Source organism: Streptomyces lucensis JCM 4490, assembly GCF_014650035.1.
GTDB lineage: Bacteria > Actinomycetota > Actinomycetes > Streptomycetales > Streptomycetaceae > Streptomyces > Streptomyces lucensis.
In genome coordinates this window covers 78343-98759 of sequence record NZ_BMUE01000003.1, presented here as the reverse complement: position 1 = coordinate 98759, position 20417 = coordinate 78343, and the positions used below count along the sequence as shown (strand labels likewise).

Annotated in this window: 16 protein-coding genes; 8 read left to right on the top strand and 8 right to left on the bottom strand. The window is 73.2% G+C overall.

All coding sequences use genetic code 11. The features are described 5' to 3' along the window. Positions 1-129 precede the first annotated feature (129 nt). Entirely contained in the window at positions 130-1275 is a 1146-nt protein-coding gene (locus IE177_RS08385; protein ID WP_190014324.1) for an aminoglycoside phosphotransferase family protein, read from the bottom strand. A gap of 279 nt (positions 1276-1554) precedes the next feature. On the opposite strand from IE177_RS08385, the gene IE177_RS08380 reads away from it, so the two are divergent. Then, positions 1555-3048, top strand: coding sequence for a DNA-binding protein NsdB (locus tag IE177_RS08380; RefSeq protein WP_190014322.1), 1494 nt, complete (start codon positions 1555-1557; stop codon positions 3046-3048). 25 nt (positions 3049-3073) lie between these two features. Here the strand turns inward: IE177_RS08380 and IE177_RS08375 are convergent, their stop codons facing one another. After that, complete coding sequence (locus IE177_RS08375; RefSeq protein WP_190014320.1) at positions 3074-4504, bottom strand: PP2C family protein-serine/threonine phosphatase; 1431 nt, start codon at positions 4502-4504, stop codon at positions 3074-3076. Between the two features lie 350 nt (positions 4505-4854). On the opposite strand from IE177_RS08375, the gene IE177_RS08370 reads away from it, so the two are divergent. Continuing rightward, positions 4855-5268, top strand: coding sequence for an SsgA family sporulation/cell division regulator (locus IE177_RS08370; RefSeq protein WP_190014318.1), 414 nt, complete (start codon positions 4855-4857; stop codon positions 5266-5268). 31 nt (positions 5269-5299) lie between these two features. Here the strand turns inward: IE177_RS08370 and IE177_RS08365 are convergent, their stop codons facing one another. Together IE177_RS08365 and IE177_RS08360 are read right to left on the bottom strand one after the other, a co-directional pair. After that, complete coding sequence (locus IE177_RS08365) at positions 5300-6328, bottom strand: Gfo/Idh/MocA family protein (RefSeq protein WP_190014317.1); 1029 nt, start codon at positions 6326-6328, stop codon at positions 5300-5302. A 91-nt stretch (positions 6329-6419) separates the two neighbouring features. Beyond that, on the bottom strand, positions 6420-7514 hold the full coding sequence (locus tag IE177_RS08360) for a baeRF3 domain-containing protein (RefSeq protein ID WP_190014315.1): 1095 nt from the start codon (positions 7512-7514) through the stop codon (positions 6420-6422). A gap of 157 nt (positions 7515-7671) precedes the next feature. Between IE177_RS08360 and IE177_RS08355 the strand changes: the two genes are divergently transcribed. Then, positions 7672-8451, top strand: a complete 780-nt coding sequence (locus IE177_RS08355; RefSeq protein WP_190014313.1) for an alpha/beta fold hydrolase — start codon at positions 7672-7674, stop codon at positions 8449-8451. A 256-nt stretch (positions 8452-8707) separates the two neighbouring features. On the opposite strand, the gene IE177_RS08350 is transcribed toward IE177_RS08355, so the two are convergent. Next, the gene (locus IE177_RS08350) at positions 8708-9232 is read right to left on the bottom strand and encodes a DUF4232 domain-containing protein (protein ID WP_190014311.1); all 525 of its coding nucleotides are present in this window, start codon (positions 9230-9232) and stop codon (positions 8708-8710) included. A gap of 170 nt (positions 9233-9402) precedes the next feature. Continuing rightward, a complete protein-coding gene (locus IE177_RS08345; RefSeq protein WP_190014309.1) occupies positions 9403-11010 on the bottom strand; it encodes an alpha/beta hydrolase in 1608 nt (535 codons plus the stop codon). Between the two features lie 263 nt (positions 11011-11273). Between IE177_RS08345 and IE177_RS35550 the strand changes: the two genes are divergently transcribed. The 4 genes from IE177_RS35550 (at position 11274) to IE177_RS08325 (ending at position 15474) form a co-directional block, all read left to right on the top strand. Next, the gene (locus tag IE177_RS35550) at positions 11274-11957 is read left to right on the top strand and encodes a chaplin family protein (RefSeq protein WP_190014307.1); all 684 of its coding nucleotides are present in this window, start codon (positions 11274-11276) and stop codon (positions 11955-11957) included. 173 nt (positions 11958-12130) lie between these two features. Continuing rightward, positions 12131-12985 carry a GNAT family N-acetyltransferase gene (locus IE177_RS08335; RefSeq protein ID WP_190014306.1) on the top strand — a complete coding sequence of 285 codons (855 nt, stop codon included), beginning with the start codon at positions 12131-12133 and terminating at the stop codon, positions 12983-12985. Between the two features lie 94 nt (positions 12986-13079). Continuing rightward, the gene (locus IE177_RS08330) at positions 13080-13859 is read left to right on the top strand and encodes a GNAT family N-acetyltransferase (protein ID WP_190014304.1); all 780 of its coding nucleotides are present in this window, start codon (positions 13080-13082) and stop codon (positions 13857-13859) included. A 169-nt stretch (positions 13860-14028) separates the two neighbouring features. Next, complete coding sequence (locus IE177_RS08325; RefSeq protein ID WP_190014302.1) at positions 14029-15474, top strand: hydrolase; 1446 nt, start codon at positions 14029-14031, stop codon at positions 15472-15474. Between the two features lie 34 nt (positions 15475-15508). On the opposite strand, the gene IE177_RS08320 is transcribed toward IE177_RS08325, so the two are convergent. Continuing rightward, a complete protein-coding gene (locus IE177_RS08320) occupies positions 15509-18229 on the bottom strand; it encodes a glycoside hydrolase family 2 protein (RefSeq protein ID WP_190014300.1) in 2721 nt (906 codons plus the stop codon). Between the two features lie 170 nt (positions 18230-18399). Between IE177_RS08320 and IE177_RS08315 the strand changes: the two genes are divergently transcribed. Then, positions 18400-19833, top strand: coding sequence for an APC family permease (locus IE177_RS08315; RefSeq protein WP_229815946.1), 1434 nt, complete (start codon positions 18400-18402; stop codon positions 19831-19833). 110 nt (positions 19834-19943) lie between these two features. On the opposite strand, the gene IE177_RS08310 is transcribed toward IE177_RS08315, so the two are convergent. Continuing rightward, a complete protein-coding gene (locus tag IE177_RS08310; RefSeq protein WP_190014297.1) occupies positions 19944-20381 on the bottom strand; it encodes an SPW repeat protein in 438 nt (145 codons plus the stop codon). Between the last annotated feature and the right edge of the window lie 36 nt (positions 20382-20417).

Here is a 20417-nt window from a genome sequence, read left to right as displayed (position 1 = left end):
GCGGCACGCGGGCCTGCGGCCCGTCACTGGCATACACCAGTGGGCACGGCGGCCGGACGCGTTCCGCGGGGTACGCACGAAGGCCCGCGGTGCGCCGCCGCTGAGGGCGCACCGCGGGCCTCCGCCCCGTCAGCGGGTGCCGACCGCAGCTCGGACGGCGCTGCGGGCCATCTGGCAGTCGTCGTGCAGCCGCCTGAGCAACAGCCGCTGTTCCTCACCGGTCTGCGCGGCACCCGGGGCAACCGCTCCCGGTACCGCCGGGGCCGCGTCGTGCATCGAACGCTGTACGGCCGTCTCGTACGTCCGGATCTCCCGGGTGAGCAGCAGCATCAGGTTCACCAGGAAGGCGTCGCGCGACGCCGGTCCGGCCGACTGGGCGATCTGGCTGATCTGGCGCCGGGCCGCCGGCGCGTTCCCGAGGACCAGCCACAGCGTCGCCAGGTCGTACCCCGGCAGGTACCAGCCCGCGTGCTCCCAGTCCACCAGCACTGGACCGGCCGGTGAGAGCAGGATGTTCGAGAGTAGGGCGTCGCCGTGGCAGAACTGCAGCATGCCGTGCCGGCCCACCTGGTGGGCGATGCCGTGCAGCAGCTTCTGCAGGTCCCCGAGGTCCCGGTCCGTGAGCAGGCCCAGCTCGTGGTACCGGGAGATCCGCGCCGCGTAGTCCAGCGGCATGTCGAAGGTGCCCGCCGGGGGCCGCCAGGCGTTCACCCGGCAGACGGCGCCCAGTGCGGTCCGGATGTCCGCGCGGGACGGTGCCTCCGCCGGATGCCGCTGGAACGCCGGCACCCGGCCCGGCATCCGCTCGATCACCAGGGTGCAGTTGTCCGGGTCCGCCGCGATCAGCCTCGGCACGCGGACCGGTGGCCGGTGCCGGACGAACGAGCGGTATGCAGCTATTTCGTGGCGGCTGCGCTCCGCCCAGGCGGGCGAGTGGTCGAGGAGACACTTGGCGACGGCCGTGTTCCGCCCCGTCGTCCCGACGAGCAGGACGGACGGTCCGCTTCGGCGCAGTACCTGTACGGGGGCGAACTCCGGGCAGATGCGGTGCACCGCGGCGATCGCGGTGCGCAGCTGGGCGCCCTGAGGTCCGGACAGGTCGAGTCTGCCGCTGAGCGGTTGGCCGCCGGGCTGACCCGGCACCCGCCGGGGACGGCCCGCGCCCAGCACGGGACCGCCCGGCCGCGCCGCCGGGTCGAGATACGGTCCGCCCCCCGCGGGGCGGGGTCGCGGCGGCCGGGGCGGGGCGGACACGGAGGACGATGCTGCGTACATGGGAGATACAGATCCCTTCGTGTGCCTGCGGTGCCTGACCTGTGGTGCTCACGCGCGCCCCCGTCCGACCGCCCGGGCACATCCTGGGGAATGTGCCCGTCATATGCCGGCATCGCGTCGTCATATGCCCGGTGGCGACCGGTCGGGGAGGCGCGTTCCTACCTGACACCCGATGCCCAGTGGCACACCATCTGGCGCACCCTGGCGAACCCTGGCGAATAGTCGCCCGGCAACCTCCCGGGGGCTACTGTCAACTCAGCCGAGTACCTGGGGGCTTGAGTGAGCGGACGACCCAACACCCGCCTTGCGGACCTGTTCGGCCTGGCCGGCTGGTCGAAGGGCGAACTCGCGAGACTGGTCAACAGACAGGCGGCGGCCATGGGCCACCCCCAGCTGGCGACCGACACCTCCCGGGTGCGGCGGTGGATCGACATGGGAGAGATCCCGCGCGATCCGGTACCGCGGGTGATGGCGGCCCTGTTCACCGAGCGGCTCGGCCGTGTCGTGACCATCGAGGACCTCGGTCTGGTACGGCACGGGCGTGCGGGGAAACGGCAGGGCGACGGGATCGAGGAACGTCCCGACGGAGTGCCGTGGCCGCCCGAACGGACCGCCGCGGTCCTCACCGAATTCACGGGAATGGACCTCATGCTCAACCGACGCGGCTTGGTGGGCGCGGGTGCCGCGCTCGCCGCGGGATCCACACTCAGCAGCGCCATGTACGACTGGTTGCACACCGATCCGGCCCTCAAGGCCGACGCCCCCGTCCTCCACGACCCCCTGCACGCCGCCCCCGCCGGGTTCGACCGCTACGAGGCCGCCCCCGTCGGGGCGCAGGAGATCGAGGAGCTGGAGCGCTCGGTCGAGGTGTTCCGCGCCTGGGACGCGGCCCGTGGCGGCGGGTTGCAGCGCAAGGCGGTCGTGGGTCAGCTCAACGAGGTGGGCGGCATGCTCGCCTACCACCATCCACCCCATCTCCAGCGGCGCCTGTGGGGCGTCGCCGCCAACCTGGCCGTCCTCGCGGGCTGGATGTCGCATGACGTCGGCCTGGAGCCCACGGCCCAGAAGTACTTCGTCATCGCCGCCCACGCCGCCCGCGAGGGCGGTGACCGGCCACGCGCCGGCGAGGCGCTGTCCCGGGCGGCCCGGCAGATGGTGCACCTGGGCCGACCGGACGACGCGCTGGATCTGATGAATCTCGCCCAGTCCGGCGCCGGTGACGGCCTGCAGCCGCGTACGAAGGCCATGTTCCACACCATCGAGGCCTGGGCGCAGGCGTCGATGGGCAAGGGCCAGGCGATGCGGCGCACCCTCGGCCGGGCGGAGGACCTCTTCGTCTCCGACCGGCAGGACGAGCAACCGCCCGACTGGATGCAGACCTTCAAGGACGAGGACCTGTACGGCATGCAGGCCCTCGCCTACCGCACGCTGGCCGAGTTCGACCCGGGTGCGGCCGCGCACGCCCAGTACTACGCGCAGAAGGCCCTCGCCCTGCGCGTCGACGGGCGTGAACGGTCGAAGATCTTCGACCATCTGTCCATGGCGTCGGCCTGCTTCATCGCCGACGACCCGGAACAGGCCGACCGGTACGCGCGGCTGGCCCTGATGTCGATGGGTTCCAACTCCTCCCGTCGCACCTGGGACCGGCTGCGCCAGATGTACCGGCTGACCGCGGAGTACGCCGGTTACCCGAAGATCCATGAACTGCGGGAGGAGATCAGGCTCGCCCTGCCCAGGCCGAGGGCCAAGGGCGACGACAGCGCGCAGGCCTGACGGCCCGTGCGCCGAACGGATCAGGTCACGCGGTCACCCTGGCGACGAGCACGCACGCGTCGTCCTCGCGCCCGGCTCCGCCGAACTCCTCGACGACCGTCCGCACACAGTCCTGTGCGGTACGCGCCGCGGTGAACCGCGGGGCGAGCTCCAGCAGGTGGTCCACGGCCGTCGCGGCGCTGTGCCCCGACAGCAGTCCGTCGGTGTGCAGCAGGAGGAGGTCGCCCGGCTGAAGGGCCTCGTCGGCCTGCTCGTAGACGGCCCCCGAGGTCGCGCCGAGCAGGACGCCGCGCGGTGCGTTCAGCACGCGCCCCGTCCCGCCGCGGTACAGCAGCGGGGCGGGATGTCCCGCCTGTGCCCAGACCAGGGTGCGGCTCTCCGGCCGGTAGCTGCAGCAGAGGGCGCTGCCGAGGGCGGGCTGCACCGTGGCGTCCAGTAACTGGTTGAGCATGGTGAGCAGTTGCCCGGGGGCGGTGCCGGTCATCGCCATGCCGCGAACGGCCCCGAGCAGCATCGCCATGCCCGGGGCGACGGTCACACCGTGTCCGGTGAGGTCGCCGACGCCGAGCAGGGTCCGCCCGTCGGGCAGTTCGAGTGCGTCGTACCAGTTCCCGCCGATCAGCGTGCCGGCCGCCGACGGCATGTGGTGGGCGGCGAGGTCGAGGACCGGTGCTCCTCGGTGAGGGAGCCGCAGGGAGCCGCGCCATGGCGGTAGCACGGCTTCCTGCAGCTCGGCCGCGATCCGGTGCTCGGTCCGCTCCCGCCGGCGGTGGTGCTGCAGCGAGTCACGGGTCTCGCGCACCGTCCGCTGGCTGCGCCGCAGTTCGCTGACGTCCCGCAGCACGGCCCACATCGAGGTGGTGCTGCCGTCGGCGCCGAGTACCGGCTCGCCCATCATGTGCACGGTCCGCACGGAGGCGTCGGGCCGCACGACGTGGAACTCCCCGTCGATCGGCTTGCCGTCGACCAGGCAGCCCGTCACCATCGCGGTCAGTTCCGGCCGGTCCTCCTCCGCCACCAGGGCGGGCAGTTCGTCCAGGGTGAGGGCGGGGCCGGCCGGGTCGAGCCCGAGGATCCCGTACAGCTCCCCGGACCAGGTGGCCTCGTCCGTCAGCAGGTTCCACTCCGCGCTGCCGACTCGGCTCAGCAGTGATCCGGGCGGAGTGCGGGCCGGTGCCGGCCGTGCGGCCCCGGCGTCCGGGGACCGCGCGGGAGCCGGCTCCGGTCCGTCCCGCAGCTGGGTCAAGTGGGTTCCCAGGTCGTCGAGTTGGTGCAGTGCGAGGTCGCACAGGGCGCGTTGCCAGCGTTCCTCCGGGTCCGCACCGTCGTTCCGGGTGTCCCGCCGCACGGCGTCCACATCGCCCTTGAGCCGCCGCGTCTGCGTGATCAGCGCTTCGACCGGGCCGCGTCCGGGTGGTGGGGCGGCTGGGTGGTCCGCGGAGACAGGGGACGGCATGACGCACTCCGATGAGGGACGGTTCGGCCAGAAAGGGCGGTGGGGACCGTTACGACTGTGGCACAGCCCGCGACGCGCCGTAAGGGATTCGGCGACACACGATACGGTGGTGCTTCCGGCATATGCCAGAGTCTTCCCGGACCGATTCCCGGCCCGCGCGGCGTACGCGCCGGAGGGGCGAAGTCGTAGTGATTCTACGGGAGTTGATGTGGGTCTCCGGCCCGCTCGACGCACCCGGCCGTAAGTTCGACGCTCCTTTGTTCCCATGCGATGCGGCGACCGGCCGGTACCCGTCGAACTCTGACCGAATATGGCGCCCTGCGAAGCGCCTTCACGGACTCCATAAAGGCATGGACACCTCCATCGAACAACTCACCCACGCTCGGCTCGTCACCGCCGGGGACCGGGAGGTCCCGGTGTCGACGGTGATCCGGTACTCCACGGACGACCCGCTCGCCGTCTTCGTGGACTTCCCCGCCGAGGCGGCCCTGGACGGCGAGGAGGTCACCTGGACGTTCGCGCGGTCCCTGCTCGACCAGGGGCTGCGGGCCCCGGCCGGCCACGGGGACGTGCGGATATGGCCGTACGACCGCACGCGGACCGTACTGGAGTTCCACTCGCCGTACGGCCTTGCGCTGCTGCAGTTCCCGGCCGCGGCGTTGCGTCGTTTCCTCGTGCGCAGCTACGAGGTGGTGGCGGCCGGGCAGGAGGACATGGCGGCGGTGGTGGAGCGCGGGTTGAGCGCCCTGTTCGACGGCGTCTGAGCCCGGCGGCCCCCGAGCCCGCCCCGTGGCGTCACCTCGCCGTGCCCGGCTGCCGCGAGCCCGGGCGCGGGGCGAGTTCCACGGCGGTCCGGCGGCCCGTCCGCAGGGCGCGGACCCCCGCCTCGGCGACGACGGAGGCGGCGTAGCCGTCCCAGACGTCCGGACCGGTGACCTGTCCGCGCCGGGTGGCGTCGACCCAGGCCTGCACCTCGCGGTCGTAGGCGTCGGCGAAGCGCACGAGGTAGTCCTGCGCCACCTCCTGCGCGGCGCTGCCCCCGGCCGTGACCACCATGGTGTGCTCGTCGCCGATCCGGGCGCTGCCCCGCTCGCACACGGCCTCGCAGCGCACCTGGTAGCCGAAGCCGCAGTTGACGAATACCTCGACGTCGACGAGGGCCTCCCGCTCCGTCTCGAACAGCACGAACTGCGGGTCGACCAGGCCCCCGGGCGCGCCCGGGGAGGGCCCGGGCCGCAGCACGGTCACCGCCGTCAGCTCCTGCCCGAGCAGCCAGCGGGCGGCGTCGATCTCATGGGAGACGGAGCTGTCGATCAGCATGGCGCTGGTGAAACCGGCGGGGGAGGAGACGTTGCGGTGGGTGCAGTGCAGCATCAGGGGCCGGCCGAGACTCCCGTCGTCCAGCAAGGTCTTCAGCCGCCGGTACCCGGCGTCGTAACGGCGCATGAAGCCGATCTGCGCCAGCCGCCGGCCGAGCGCGGCCTCGGCCTCCGCCACCCGCAGCGCGCCGGTGGAGTCGGGCACCATGGGCTTCTCGCAGAGCACCGGCAGCCCCCGGGCGAAGCACGCCAGCAGCGCTTCCTCGTGGGCGGGGCCGGGGGAGGCGACGAGAACGGCCTCCACCCCCGGCGTGTCGAGCGCGGCCGTCGGATCGGTGTGCACGGTCACGCCGGTGAGGCCGGCCGCCGCGTTCTCGGCGCGCTCGGCGTCGGGATCGGCAACCGCCACGACCCTGGCGCCGCTGACTACTTGGGCGAGACGTCGTATGTGGTCGGCTCCCATGTGGCCGGCACCCAGTACCGCAACGCCCAGCAGGTCACCCATGTGCGTGCTCCCTCCCGCCGATGATCACGCCGCAGCGTACGCCGACGGGAGAGTGCCGCACCGGACGGACGCGGAGGGCCCCGGAGGTGCCTCAGTACCGCAGTACGCCCGCGATGCCGTCCGCCTCGTCCAGGGCGCCGTCGGGGACGAAGCGCACGTCGGCACCGGTCTCCAGGCACTGCTCGACGATCTCGTCCACGATGTCGTCGCGGGCGTCCAGGTCACCGGGCTCGGCCGGCACCAGATGCTCGCCGAAGTCGCGGACGACCGCCCGGTAGTTCTCCTCCACGGCGAGCAGCCGCACCCGGCCCTCCCGGGCGTTGCGCCACAGCTCGTCCAGCCCGGCCGCGTAGGTCCGTCGGCCGCGCGCCGACGTCAGCTCGCCGAGCACCGAGTCGGCGCCCCGGCGCGCCTCCTCCTCGAGCGCCGGCCGGATCGCCTGCCACACGGCCTCGGGGCCGCCGTGGGCGAGCCCGCCGTGCGGGACGCGCACGGCGGCCCGGGCGGCGCCGCCGATCTCGTCCAGCAGCGAGAGCGCGGCTTCCTCGCCCGTGACGTAGAGCGGGCGGGGCTGGTCGCGCAGCAGCGCGCTCAGGGCGCCGTCGGCCTCGCGCAGGAACTGCCGCGTGGACTCGTCGGTGAAGGTGCTCGGCATGTCGCCGATGCGCATCTGGCGTTCGGCGTCGAAGTTGACCTGTCTGCGGACGACCGGGAAACCGGCGGAGCGGTCCTCGACCACGCGGTCGACGCCGCCGCTCCACAGGGTGACACGGTCGGCGGAGACGGACAGCACCCAGAACGGATGCCCGGCGGCGTGCGCCGAGACGAGGTTGCGGGTCAGGAAGGTGTCCGAGAGGACCACCCGCTCCGGAACGGTCCGGGCGAGCGACCACACCTGGTGCTCACCCGGTGCCGCGAAGATCACGAGGCCGTCCTCGGCATGCGCCAGGTCCACCTCCGACAGCGCCCGGTCGAGCTGCGCGACCACGTCGGCGCGCCGCTCGCGGGTGACCGCGGGATCGGATTCCAGCCGCTTCTTGGCCTCGGCCACCGCATGACGCAGCCGGATGGGATCCTGGCCGTTCAGCGGATCGCGGCGGTGCGTCGGGGTCAGCACGGACACCGCCGGGTAGGGGCGCGGACGCCGCAGTTCGGCGAGGGCAGCGGGACTCAGTGCGTGCTCCATGAACAGCACGATAGGGCGAATTCGCCCATACGGCATTCGGGGTAACGCGCGGCGCGGGCGCAGCGGTCCCCCGCCGCCGGTGCCGGTGACGCGGTGCCGTGCGGCCGGATACCGTACCCGTCAGTAACCGGACCGCACCGCACCCCAGGAGGCCTTCATGCCGCAGTTCGCAGTCGACGGAGCGGCCCTGACGTACGACGACGAGGGCCCTCGCGACGCGCCGGATGCGCCCCTGGTCTTCGTCCACGGCTGGACCGCGAACCGGCACCGCTGGGACCACCAGATGGCCCACTTCTCCGGCAGGCGGCGGGTGATCCGCCTGGATCTGCGCGGCCACGGGGACAGCACCGGGGCGGGCGTGCGCACGGTCGCGGAACTCGCCGACGACGTCCTCGCCCTGCTGGACCATCTGGGAGTTGGGCGGTTCGTGCTCGTCGGCCACTCCATGGGCGGGATGATCGCGCAGACCATCGCCCTGGCCCACCCCGAGCGGGTGGAGCGGATGGTGCTGGTCAACTCCATCGGCCGGATGACGTACAGCCGCGGGCGGGGCCTGCTCATGGCGGCCTCCACGCTGGTGCCGTACAGGATGTTCGTCGCGGCCAACATCCAGCGGGCCTTCGCGCCCGGACACCCGCGCGAGGAGATCCGCGAGTACGTCCGCGCCTCCGCCGGCACCCCGCGGGAGGTCGTCATGACGCTGTACGGCGCGATGCGCGCCTTCGACGTCCTCGACCGGGCCGGCGAGATCCGCACGCCGACGCTGATGGTCCACGGCTACCACGACGTCCAGCTGCCGGTGCGGCAGATGCTCCGGATGGCCATGGCCTATCCGGACGCCGTCGTGCGCGTTCTGGACGCGGGCCACGAACTGCCGGTGGAGAAGCCGGCCGAACTGACCGCCGTGCTGGACGGGTTCGTGACCGTGAAGCAGTGAACCGCCCGGCATCCGGTGAACCGCCCGCACGTGGCCGGTCCTTGGCGGCGCCGCCCCGGTGCGGGCGGGCCGAGCCGGGACGGCGCGCGAGCCGGGCGCGGGGCGGGCGCAGGCCGGAACGACGGCGTCCCGTGGGCCGTTCGGGTGGCGGCCGCCGGTCCCCGCGGACGTGCGGCACGCCCGCCGCGGCGGGGCTCGGCACGGCGCTACGCGCGCCCTCGGCCCGTCGCCCTGCCCGGGCGGGCTCCGGGCGGCCTCAGCCGAGTCCGATGGCCCGGTCCGCGGCCGCCGCCGTGCGGTGCCACCACGTCGTCACCGGCTCCCACACCGGGACGTGGCCGCCGGCGCCCAGCCGTGCGGCGGTGAAGGAGCGGCCCCAGTGCGCCGCCGACGCGGCCACGGTGAGCGCGTCCACCCGGCGGGCCTCGGGGTCCGCCGGGTCGCCGATGGTCCGCACGTCCGCGTGGGCCGTGCCCCCCGCCGCGAGCCGGTAGGTGCCGGTGCCGCCCCGCGGCACCGGCAGCGCCGCCCCGTCGAGGTCGCCGAACGTCACCGTGGGCACGCGGTCGACGACGCAGGCCCGCGCGCCCCGGTTGGTGACGCTCACCCGCACCACGGTCCGGTCGGCGGCCGCGGCCTTCGCCCGTACCGTCAGCGCCTGCTCGGCGCAGCGCGCGGGCTGGGCGCGGCCCGGGGCGGCCTGGCCCTGGGGCGCGGACAGCAGCAGGGCCGCGGCGGCGGCCGAGACGGCGGGCACGGCGATGGCGGCGCGGATGCGCATGGTGGTCCTCCTTGTCGCGGTCGGCGCGGGAAACGGTGGCCGGCCGCATCCGCCCGGTGTGACGGGCGGGTGCGGCCGGCCGGTCGTCCCGGATGAGGACCTGGTACCCGGTCGCGCCGTTCCCGCCACCTGCCGGCCCCTTGCGCGCCCCGGCCGGCGCGGTGCGCCGCTCAGCCGGCGGTGCGGGCGCCGAGCGGGCCGTGTCCGTCCGCCGGGCAGGAACTGCCGCTGGGGGGCAGGGAGCCGTAGAGCAGGAAGTCGTTGACCTTGCGGTGCACGCAGGTGGAGGAGGAGTAGCCGGTGTGGCCGTCGCCCTTGTTGTCGAGGACCACGGCCGACGGGCCGAGCCGCCGGGCCGTCTCCACGGTCCACCAGTACGGCGTGGCAGGGTCCCCGCGCGTGCCGACGAGCAGCATCCTGGCGGTGTCGAGATCCTTGACCCGGTCGCGGATGAAGTCGGTGCCCCTGGGGCGGCCGTAGCACATCAGCAGCTGCGTGAGCCGGTAGCGGCCGAACACCGGTGAGGCCTGCTCGTACACGTCCCGCAGCCCTTCGATGTCCTTGGCGATGCGGTCGCCGGTGGGCCGGTCCGGGTCGTCGGCGCAGTTGATCGCCATGAGAGCGGCCGGCAGGTTGTCCGGCGGGACCTCGTCGGCGTCGACGAGCCCGGCGTGCCCGTTGTCCTTGCCGTGCTGTCCGCGGGGCAGCCCGACGCCGGACGCGGAGAAGTTCAGCACGCCCCGGGCGTCGCCGTCCTCGACCAGCGAGGCCAGCGCGCGCTCCAGCGAGGGCCACAGGTCCCTGCTGTAGAGGCCCTGCCCGATGGCGCCCACCAGGTCCTGGCCGGAGAACGTGCCGCCGAAGTCCGTCGGCACCGGGTTATCGTCGAGTGAGCGTACGAGCCGGACGACCGCGTCCCCGGCCGCCCGCCGGTCGGTGCCGAACGGACAGGCCCTGTCCGTCGCACACCAGTCCAGGAAGTCGTCCAGTGCGGTCTGCTGCCCCGCGGCGCCCGCGACTCCCTGTTCGGCCAGCGGCTCGGTCAGGGTGTCCACCCCGTCGAGGGCCATCCGGCCCACCTTGTCCGGGAACTGCGCCGCGTACACCGCACCGAGCCGTGTGCCGTAGGAGAAGCCGAGGTAGTTCAGCTTCTTGTCGCCGAGCGCCTGGCGGATGACGTCGAGGTCGCGGGAGGCGTTCACGGTGCCGATGTGGGGCAGCACCCGGCCGGAGTGCCGGGCGCACTCGTCGGCGGCCCGCCGCAGCCGGCTGAGCAGCGCCTGGGGCCGGGCGAGGTCGGCGTTCTCGTTGGTCACGGCGGCCTCTTCGCCACCCTCGCCGCAGCTGACGGGAGAGGAGCGGCCGACGCCGCGCGGATCGAAGGTGACCACGTCGTAGCCGTTGGTCAGGTCCATGAACTGCCGCCCGTCGGCGGCGAGCTCCCTGACGCCCGGGCCGCCGGGGCCGCCGAAGTTCAGCAGCACCGAGCCGCGCGACCTGCCGGTGGCGCGGTAGCGGGCCAGCGCCACGTCCAGCGTGTCCGCGTGCGGGCGGGCGTAGTCGAGCGGCACGGTGACCTTCGCGCACTGGAGGTCCTTGGGCATGTCCGGGCCCTCGCAGGCGGCCCACGACACCTTCTGCCGGTAGAACCGCGTCAGGTCGGGCCGCGGCCCGTCCGCCGCGGCCGCCGGCAGCCCGGCTCCGAGCAGGGCCAGCGCGAGTGCCGAGGCGCCCGCGCAGCGCCGCACGGCGGGCCGTGTGCACAGCATGGTCAGCATCGATGGCCTCCCGGGGCGCCCGCCACGGACCGGAGAGGGGGCCCTGGATCACCATAAGCGGGCCCCGGACGCGCCGCCTCCGGACCGGCGTCCGGCGTCCCGCCCCGCGCCCGGCGCCGATCACCGCGAGGGCTTCGGCCCCCGGTTCGATGACCCGCCACTCGATGGGGTGAAAGACCGATAAGCCATAACCCGGACGGCGCGCACGCGTTTGAAGAGGTGCGGGTGAGCGCCCGCGACGATGTCTGGAAGGCAGGAAACCTATGAGACGGGCCACCCGAAACAGTGTGATCGCCGTCGCCGCCGCGTCCGGCGCGATGGTCATGACGCTGCCGGTGTCCGCCGCATTCGCGGCAGACGGTGCCGCGGCCGACGGCTCCGCGATCGGCTCGCCCGGAGTCCTCTCCGGCAACAACATCCAGCTCCCGGTGCACGTGCCGGTGAACGTGTGCGGCAACACCGTGGACGTCGTGGGGCTGCTCAACCCGGCCGTGGGCAACACCTGCGCCAACACCGGCGGCGGTAAGGAGGAGGGCGGCGGGAAGGCGGGATCGGCCTCCTCCGGCGGGGCGTCGGCCCACGGCGGCGCGCAGGACTCGCCCGGAGTGCTCTCCGGGAACGACATCCAGCTCCCCGTCCACGTGCCGGTGAACGTCAGCGGCAACAGCGTGAACGTGGTCGGTATCGGCAACCCGGCCGTGGGCAACAAGTCGGTCAACGGCCCCAGCGCCCCCACCACCGTCAGCACCCCCCGCACCACCGTCCCGAAGGCGCAGCCGCCCGCCGCGACCCACCCGGGCCCGCGCCACCCCGCCCCGCAGCACACGGTGGCCTCGCTGGCCCACACCGGAGCGGACCTGACGGCTCCCGCCATCGCCGGCAGCGTCGCGTTCCTCCTCACGGGCACGATCCTGTACCGCCGCTTCCGGCCGGGCCGCACCCACTGACGACCCGGCACCCGCGAGGCCCCACCGGACGTCGGCCCGGTGGGGCTCCCTGGTGCCTGCCGGACACCGCATGGCGAGGGCGCGGATACGGCTGATCTCCCCGTGGTGCGGCCTGTGTCGATCGGCGAGGATGCTGTGCGGCAGTCCGCCCCCGACCGATCCGGAGCGCACCGATGACCTCTTCGGCCCCCCTCGACCTCGTCGTCACGCAGGCCACCCTCGCCGACTGGCCGGTGATCAGCGGGTGGGCCGCGGCCGAGGGGTGGAATCCCGGGCGGTCCGACGGACCCGCGTTCTTCGCCCAGGACCCCGACGGCTTCTTCCTCGGCCGGATCGAAGGGGAGCCGGTGTCGGCCATCTCGGTCGTCAACCACGGTCCCGACTACGCCTTCCTCGGCTGCTACCTCGTCCGCCCCGACCTGCGCGGCCAGGGCCATGGCCTCACCACCTGGAAGACCGCCCTCGCGCACGCCGGCGACCGCACCGTCGGCCTGGACGGCGTGGTCGCCCAGCAGGACAACTACCGCCAGTCCGGCTTCGCGCTCGCCCACCGCACGATCCGGTTCACCGGCGTCGCGCCGGAGCGGGAGGCGACCGGCGGAGTGCGGCCCGCCGGCCCCGCCGACCTGGCCGCGATCACGGCCTACGACAGCGCCTGCCACCCGGCCGACCGCCCGCGCTTCCTCGCCGAGTGGCTCACCGGCCCCGGCCACCGCGCCGTCGTCCGCCACGACGGCGCGCGGCTCACCGGCTACGGCGTGATCCGCCCCGGTCACGACACCCTGCGCATCGGGCCCCTCTTCGCGGACTCCGCCGAGGACGCCCGGGCCCTGTTCACCGCCCTCGTCGCCGAGGCCGCCGGACGCGAGGTCGCCATCGACGTGCCCGAGTTCAACACGGCAGGCGTCGCGCTCGCCGAAGAGGCGGGCCTGACCCCTTCCTTCGAGACGGCCCGCATGTACACGGGACCGGTGCGCGACCACGCCCAGGACCACGTCTTCGGCGTCACCACACTCGAACTGGGCTGACCACCGGCCTCCGTCCGCCGTGTCCGGCCCGAGGCGCGGTCCGGGACCCGCAATTCCGTTGCCGTGGGGCCGGCGGGGCGTGTTCAGTGGGCGAATGGATCACGCCGCGGTGCTCGCCCTGTACGACCGGGACATGCGCGAGGGCGCGCGGCCCGACGGCCCCGGTGCCCGGGTCGAGCGGGCCGGCCGGGTGGTGCGGCAGGTCTCGGACGCGCGGGGCTGGAACGGCGTCCTGTGGTCCGGCCTGGACGCGGCGGACGCCGACCGGGCGATCCACGAGCAGATCACGTACTTCACCGGCCTCGGCCGCGCCTTCGAGTGGAAGCTCCACGGTCACGACCGGCCCGCGGACCTCGGCGCCCGTCTCGTCGCGGCGGGGCTGCGGGCCGAGCCCGAGGAGACGCTGATGGTCGGCGAAGCGGCCCGGCTCGGCCACCTGGACGCCGAGCCGCCCGCGGGCATGAGGCTCGTGCGCGCCACCGACCCGGCCGGCGTCGAGCTGGTGGTGGCCGCGCACGAGAAGGCCTTCGGCACCGGCGGCAGCCGCCTGCGGCACCGGCTGCTCGCCCGTCTCGCCGCCGACCCCGGCTCACTCGTCGCCGTGGTCGCGCTCGCGGGTGACGAACCGGTCGGCGCCGCCCGGATGGAACTGGTGCCGGGCACCCGATTCGCCGGCCTGTGGGGCGGCGGCACCGCCGGGGCATGGCGCGGCCGGGGCGTCTACCGCGCCCTGGTCGCCCACCGTGCCCGTGTCGCCGCCGCCCGCGGGTACCGCTACCTCCAGGTGGACGCCTCCGCCATGAGCCGCCCGATCCTCGAGCGCCTCGGTTTCCACGCGCTGACCACCACCACGCCGTACCTCCACGGGGACTGACGCGCAGGAGGAGGGGAATACTCCGGTTGTCGCGGAGCTCCCTGTTCACCGGGCCTTCATGCCATGTACCTTTCAACAAGTCGACGCGTGTAGAAATCTCGACCCGGCTCTACGCGCGCAGACCTGGCGCCCCCACCGCCTCTCCCCACCCCTCATGGAGGTTCGCCGGATGACCCGGACCAGCAGACGCCGCCGCACGCTCACCACCGCCCTGGCCGGATTCGGCCTGCTCCTGACCGGAGCCGCCCTCCAGGTCGGCGCCGGCACCCCCGCCCGCGCGGCGACCACGCACCGCGTCCTCTTCGACAACGCCCACGCCGAGACGGCCGGCAACGCCGACTGGATCATCTCCACCAGCCAGCCCGACCCGCTCGGCCAGGACTCCACCCCGTCCGCCGAGACGGACTGGACCGGCGCCCTGTCCTCCTGGGGCGTCGCGCTGCAGAAGGCCGGCGGCTACAGCCTGAAGACGCTCCCGTCGGGCGGCGCCCTGAGCTACGGCGGCTCGTCCGCGACCGACCTGTCGAACTTCGACACGCTGGTCCTGCCGGAGCCGAACACGCTGTTCACGGCCGCAGAGAAGACGGCGATCATGAACTTCGTGAAGAACGGCGGCGGCCTGTTCATGATCTCCGACCATACCGGCGCCGACCGCAACAACGACGGCCAGGACGCGGTCGAGATCTTCAACGACCTGATGACGAACAACAGCGTCGACTCCACCGACCCGTTCGGCTTCTCCATCGACTCGCTGAGCATCGGCTCCGACCACCCGGCCGCGATCGGCGACAGCTCCGACCCGGTCCTGCACGGCGCGTTCGGCACCGTCACCAAGAGCCTCATCGCCAGCGGCACCACCGCCACGCTCAAGCCCGCCGACAACCCCGCCGTCAAGGGCCTGCTCTACCGCACCGGTTACTCGGGCGACACCGGCGCGTTCTTCGCCACCAGCACCTTCGGCAGCGGCCGGGTCGCCTTCTGGGGCGACAGCTCCCCGGTCGACGACGGCACCGGCCAGTCCGGCAACACCCTCTACGACGGCTGGAACGACTCCAGCGCGACCAACGCGCCCCTCGCCCTGAACGCCACCGCGTGGCTCGCCGGCGCGGGCACCGGCGGCACCGGAGGCGGCACCGGCACCTGCACCGCCGGCCAGGTGCTGGCCAACCCCGGCTTCGAGTCCGGCGCCACCTCCTGGACCGCTTCCAGCGGCGTCGTCACCGACGACACCGGCGAGGCCGCCCGCACCGGCTCCTACAAGGCCTGGCTGAACGGCTACGGCTCGGCGCACAGCGACACCCTCGCGCAGACGGTCGCCATCCCGGCCGGGTGCGCGAACGCCGCCTTCAGCTTCTACCTCCACGTCGACACCGCCGAGACCACCACCTCGACGGCCTACGACACCCTCAAGGCGCAGGTCGTCAACGGCAGCGGCACGGTGCTGTCGACCCTCGCCACCTACTCGAACCTCAACGCGGCGAGCGGCTACACCCGGCGCAGCTTCAGCCTCGCGGGCTACGCGGGACAGACCGTCACGGTCAGGTTCACCGGCACCGAGGGCTCCACGCTCCAGACGTCGTTCGTCGTCGACGACACCGCGCTCGACGTCGGCTGAACCACGCGGGGCGGGCTCCCGGGCCCACTCCGCGTCAGGCCGACGGCACCGTCCGCTCCGGCGTGTTCCACCCGGACACCCGCACGTGCGGTGCCGAGCCGTGCAGGTCGGCCGTGCGGTAGGAGGCGGTCAGCGTCACCGACTCGCCCGGCCACAGGCTCACCTGGTTGTCCGACCAGCGCACGGGCAGCACCGGCCTGCCCTGCGCGTCGACCAGGCGGACGTCCGTCAGCAGCGAAGGGGCCGGCCCGCTCCCGGTGTTGCGCACGGTCACCGTGGTCGTCGAGGTGCCGCCCGCCGACTGGGTCGAGGCCGTCGCCGACACCGGCACCCGCGCCATCGAGGCGAGCCCGGTGAGATCGGCGTAGTCCGTAGTCGGCGTGTGGTACCAGGTGGTGCGGCTCCAGTCGAGGGTGTCGGGCCGGGTGGAGAGCCAGTACACGTTCCGGCTCACCTCGGTGCCGTCCGCGTCCGTCAGCACCAGGCGGAGCAGATGCGTCCGGGACGGTCCGCCCACCGAGGACGGCAGGGTGAGCGGTGTGCCGTGCGCCCCGTCCCCGGCGACCGACACACCGGTGACCGTCCTGTCGTACCTCTGCGTGCCGTCGGGGTCGAACAGCGTGGCCCGCGCGGTGAGGCCCCCGGCGGGCTCGTGCCGGTCGTTCACGACGACGACCGAGCGGTCGTCGTAGGAGTACTGGACGTGCAGCGGCTCGTTCGCCTTCTTCGCGCCGAAGTAGGCGCCGTTCTGGTCGAGGTAGCGGTCCGTCAGCTGCCAGTGCAGGGACGTCCAGCCGCTGTTGAACATCCAGTGGACCACCCCGGTGGCGGGCCGGGCGGCGTCGGCCGCGTTGCGCCGGTACGCCTCGAACTGGGCGCGGACGTTCTCGTACTGCGCCAGCTGGGCCTTGCGGACGTAGTCGGTGAGGCCGGCGGGGGCGCCGTAGCGGCCCGTGAGGGCGTCGTCGTAGATCTTCAGTGTGCCGAAGACGGTGGACGGCGAACGGTGGTACTGGCGGGCGTCCGGGTCCTTCCACAGCGTCTCGAGTTCGGCGGGGGTCATCATCCGCCGCAGGCTGTCCAGGGTGGGGATGCTCGGCCCGGCGCTGGTCTCGGAGTTGAAGCCGGTGGCGCCGCCCTCGCGCTTGGCGTACCAGTAGCCGGGCGGCACCCAGTCGTAGGGGCCGGTCATCTTCATGCCCGAGCGGCCCAGCTGCGGCGAGGACGCCTCGGACGCGGCGGGGACCACGGGGACGGGCCAGTCGGCCGCCTTCAGGGCCTCCAGGTAGCCCTTCTCGATCGTCGCGTCGGGTGCGGCGTCGCTGCCGATCAGGAACGAGAGCACGCTCGGATGGCCGCGCAGCCGGGCGGCCTCGGCCGCCATGGACGCCTTGGCGACCGTGTGGTCGGCGCCGGACCACTTCTCCCCGTGCCCGCCGGGGTTGACGTCGCCCTCCCACTTGTCGCAGCACTCCCAGCCCGGCAGGGTGAGCAGGCCGTGGCGGTCGGCCAGGTCGAAGAACTCGTCCGGCTCCAGGTGCCCTTCCAGCCGGAGGGTGTTCAGGCCGAGGTCGACGGCGTACTTCAGGCGGTCCTCGGTGTAGGTGTGGTCCCAGCGCAGGAACTCGTCCGGCGACCAGCCGCCGCCCCGGATCAGCAGCTTGCGGCCGTTCACCAGGTACTGGCGGTCGCCGTCGGCGTTCAGCGGCGCCCGCACGTCACGGATGCCGAAGGTCTCGTGCGCGGTGTCCGACGTGCTGCCGGCGACCGTGGCGGTCAGGTCGAGGTCGTACAGCGGCCGGCCGCCCATCCCGGCGGGCCACCACACCCTGGGTGAGGTGAGGTGCAGGCGGGGGACGTCGGCCGGGGAGAAGGTGATGGTCCTCTTCTCGTGGGCGGCGAGCGACACGGTCCTGCCGAAGTGCGTCCCGCCGACGCTGCCGCTCACCTCCGCCGTGACGGCCGAGTCCGTGTCGTTGCGGGCCTCGGCCTTCACCGTCAGGTCGGCGGTGGCTAGCGAGGGCACGGCCAGCTCGGTGACCACGTGCGCGTCGCGGAGCGCCACCGGGCCGCCCCTGCGCACGAGGACGTCCCGGACGAGGCCCATGTTCCGGTCGGGCGGCGGCTGGAGCCAGTCCAGCCAGCCCGTCGTGAGGTCCTTGTCCGGGTCGTTGGGCCGCACCCGGAAGGCGACCGTGTTCGTGCCCGGCCCGACCAGCGGGGTGATGTCCAGCTCGTGGTGGGTGTAGGCGCCGGTGACCTGTGCTGCCGGCGCCACCAGGCGGCCGTTGACGTAGACGTCCGCCGCCGAGACCACGCCGCTGAGATCGAGATAGGTGCGCAGCGCGGTGTCCTCGACGGTGAAGTCGGAGCGGTACCACCAGGGGACGTCGAAGTCGGCCTTCGGGATCTTCCGCAGGTTGGTGGAGTGGAACGGGTCGGCGTACACGCCGTCGGCGAGCAGCGCGGCCAGGACCGTCGAGCGCGGGCCCGCCGGATGCCAGCCGGCCGCCGGATAGCCGGGGGAGGAGACGGCCGCCGGGGAGTCGGCCACCTTGGCCGTGGACTGGATGTCGTAGCCGGACAGGGCAGTGCCCGAACCGGCGGCCGAGGGAACCCGGGTGACCCGGACGTCCTCGTGCCGCGGCGCCGGGGGCCGGGGGCCGGCCCAGGCGCCGGTGGCCAGGGAGCCGAGCAGACACACCGTCAGGGTGGCGGCGGCGTAACGGCGTCCGCGTGGAGGGCGAGGGAACACGGGGACTCCAGCCGCGCGAAGTAGGAAGAATTTACCAATTCGGTTCAAAGTAGGGCGCCCTGTGAACCGAGTCAATGACCCCGGCCGTGGTGGGGTTGACCGCGTCAGGTCCCGGCCGTCCCGCGCTCGACCGCCGCGTCGCGCGTGATCCCCCGCGTCAGGAGGCACCCGTGTCCGGTAGCCCGCCGCCCACGGACGGTTTCGTCCGCCGCGTCGGCCTGTTCCAGGCGACCGCCATCAACATGAGCCAGATGTGCGGCATCGGTCCGTTCGTGACGATCCCCCTGATGGTCACCGCGTTCGGCGGTCCCCAGGCGGTCGTCGGGTTCGCCGCGGGCGCCGTCCTGGCGCTGTGCGACGGGCTGGTGTGGGCCGAACTGGGCGCCGCGATGCCCGGCTCCGGCGGCAGCTACGTCTATCTGCGCCAGGCCTTCCAGCACCGCACCGGCCGCCTCGCGCCGTTCCTGTTCGTGTGGACGGCGATGCTGTTCATCCCGCTGATCATGTCCACCGGTGTGGTCGGCCTCGTCCAGTACCTGGGCTATCTGGCCCCCGGCCTCGGCCGGACGGGCGGCGACCTGACCGGCCTCGGCGTCATCGCCCTGGTCGTGGCCCTGCTCTGGCGCGGCATCGACCACATCGCCCGGATCACCGCCGTGCTGTGGACCGTGATGATCGCCTCGGTGCTCCTGGTGATCGCCGCCGCCGCGACGGACTTCGACGCGCACCTGGCCTTCGCCTACCCGGCACACGCCTTCGACCTGACGAGCGGCCGCTTCTGGCCCGGCTTCGCCGCGGGCCTGACCATCGGGATCTACGACTACCTCGGCTACAACACCACCGCCTACATGGGCGCCGAGATCAAGGACCCCGGCCGTACCCTGCCCCGCTCGGTGCTCTTCTCCATCCTCGGCATCATGGCGGTCTACCTGCTGCTGCAGATCGGCACGCTCGGGGTCGTCGACTGGCACCGGATGACCGATCCGCACGACATCGCCTCGACCTCGGTCGCCTCCGCCGTACTGGAGGCGACCTGGGGCGAGGGCGCGGCCCGCACGGTGACCGTGCTGATCCTGATCACCGCGTTCGCCTCCGTCTTCACCGGCCTGCTGGGCGGCTCGCGCGTCCCGTACGACGCCGCCCGCGACCGGGTCTTCTTCCGGCCGTACGAGAAGCTGCACCCCCGGCACCGCTTCCCGGTGCTGGGCCTCGCCACCATGGGCGTGATCACGGCCGTCGGCTTCCTGATCGGCCGCCACACCGACCTCACGACGCTGATCCAGCTGCTCACCACGGTGATGGTCGTCGTGCAGGCGCTGGCCCAGATCGTGGCGCTCACGGCCTTGCGCAGACGCCGCCCGGAGCTGCCCCGCCCGTACCGGATGTGGCTGTACCCCCTGCCGAGCCTCGTCGCCTTCGCCGGCTGGTGCGTGATCTACGGGTACGCCGACCGGAACTCCCCGGGCCGCCACCCCGTCGAGTGGTCCCTGGCCTGGCTGGCACTCGGCGGCGGGGCGTTCCTGGTCTGGGCGCGGCTGGAGCGGGTGTGGCCGTTCGGGGAGCGGGAGACGGGCGAGGGGTACGACGCCGCCGCGGCCGGCTAGGGTCTTTCGTCCGGATCGGGCCGGGACGCCGCGCCGGGCACGGGGGAGGCCGGTCCGCCCGGGCGGACCGGCCTCCCGCTCTGTGTTCTTCCTTTCCTCGTGTCCTGTCCTCAAGGTCCGGGGGTGCTCTTCGCCGCTGTACCGGCGCAGATCAGTCCGAGGAGGAGCGCCAGCGCGCCGATGACGATGTTGTTGACGATCACGCCCGCGTCCGGTGCGGTGCCCACGATCCACGGAGCGATGATCATCCAGATGCCCATGGCGCACATGGCCCAGCTGAGGCCGTACATCCGCTCCGGGGCCCTGGTGAATCCCAGTGCCAGCAGTCCTATCGCTATGCCCATGATGAGGTTGTGGGTCATGAGCGCGGGCTGGGAGGCCGCGTAATGGACGATCCACGGAGATGCGGCGCAGTACAGACCGAGCAGGAAGACCGGCCCGTCCACGAGCGCCACGTCGCGACCGCCGAGCATGCGGGCGTAGCGCTCCCGCATCTCGGAGACATCGGGGTGGGTCGACATGTCACCCCTGTGCGAGACGTTGGCCATGACTCGTCTCCTTCGACTGTGCGGGCCGCACCGCTT

Excerpts from the sequence above, each read along its gene's own strand:
- IE177_RS08375 (WP_190014320.1), bottom strand. The coding sequence starts at position 4,504 with ATGCCGTCCCCTGTCTCCGCGGACCACCCAGCCGCCCCACCACCCGGA.
- IE177_RS08335 (WP_190014306.1), top strand. The coding sequence starts at position 12,131 with ATGACCTCTTCGGCCCCCCTCGACCTCGTCGTCACGCAGGCCACCCTC.
- IE177_RS08330 (WP_190014304.1), top strand. The coding sequence starts at position 13,080 with ATGGATCACGCCGCGGTGCTCGCCCTGTACGACCGGGACATGCGCGAG.
- IE177_RS08325 (WP_190014302.1), top strand. The coding sequence starts at position 14,029 with ATGACCCGGACCAGCAGACGCCGCCGCACGCTCACCACCGCCCTGGCC.
- IE177_RS08370 (WP_190014318.1), top strand. The coding sequence starts at position 4,855 with ATGGACACCTCCATCGAACAACTCACCCACGCTCGGCTCGTCACCGCC.
- IE177_RS08385 (WP_190014324.1), bottom strand. The coding sequence starts at position 1,275 with ATGTACGCAGCATCGTCCTCCGTGTCCGCCCCGCCCCGGCCGCCGCGA.
- IE177_RS08355 (WP_190014313.1), top strand. The coding sequence starts at position 7,672 with ATGCCGCAGTTCGCAGTCGACGGAGCGGCCCTGACGTACGACGACGAG.
- IE177_RS35550 (WP_190014307.1), top strand. The coding sequence starts at position 11,274 with ATGAGACGGGCCACCCGAAACAGTGTGATCGCCGTCGCCGCCGCGTCC.
- IE177_RS08365 (WP_190014317.1), bottom strand. The coding sequence starts at position 6,328 with ATGGGTGACCTGCTGGGCGTTGCGGTACTGGGTGCCGGCCACATGGGA.
- IE177_RS08360 (WP_190014315.1), bottom strand. The coding sequence starts at position 7,514 with ATGGAGCACGCACTGAGTCCCGCTGCCCTCGCCGAACTGCGGCGTCCG.
- IE177_RS08310 (WP_190014297.1), bottom strand. The coding sequence starts at position 20,381 with ATGGCCAACGTCTCGCACAGGGGTGACATGTCGACCCACCCCGATGTC.
- IE177_RS08350 (WP_190014311.1), bottom strand. The coding sequence starts at position 9,232 with ATGCGCATCCGCGCCGCCATCGCCGTGCCCGCCGTCTCGGCCGCCGCC.
- IE177_RS08345 (WP_190014309.1), bottom strand. The coding sequence starts at position 11,010 with ATGCTGACCATGCTGTGCACACGGCCCGCCGTGCGGCGCTGCGCGGGC.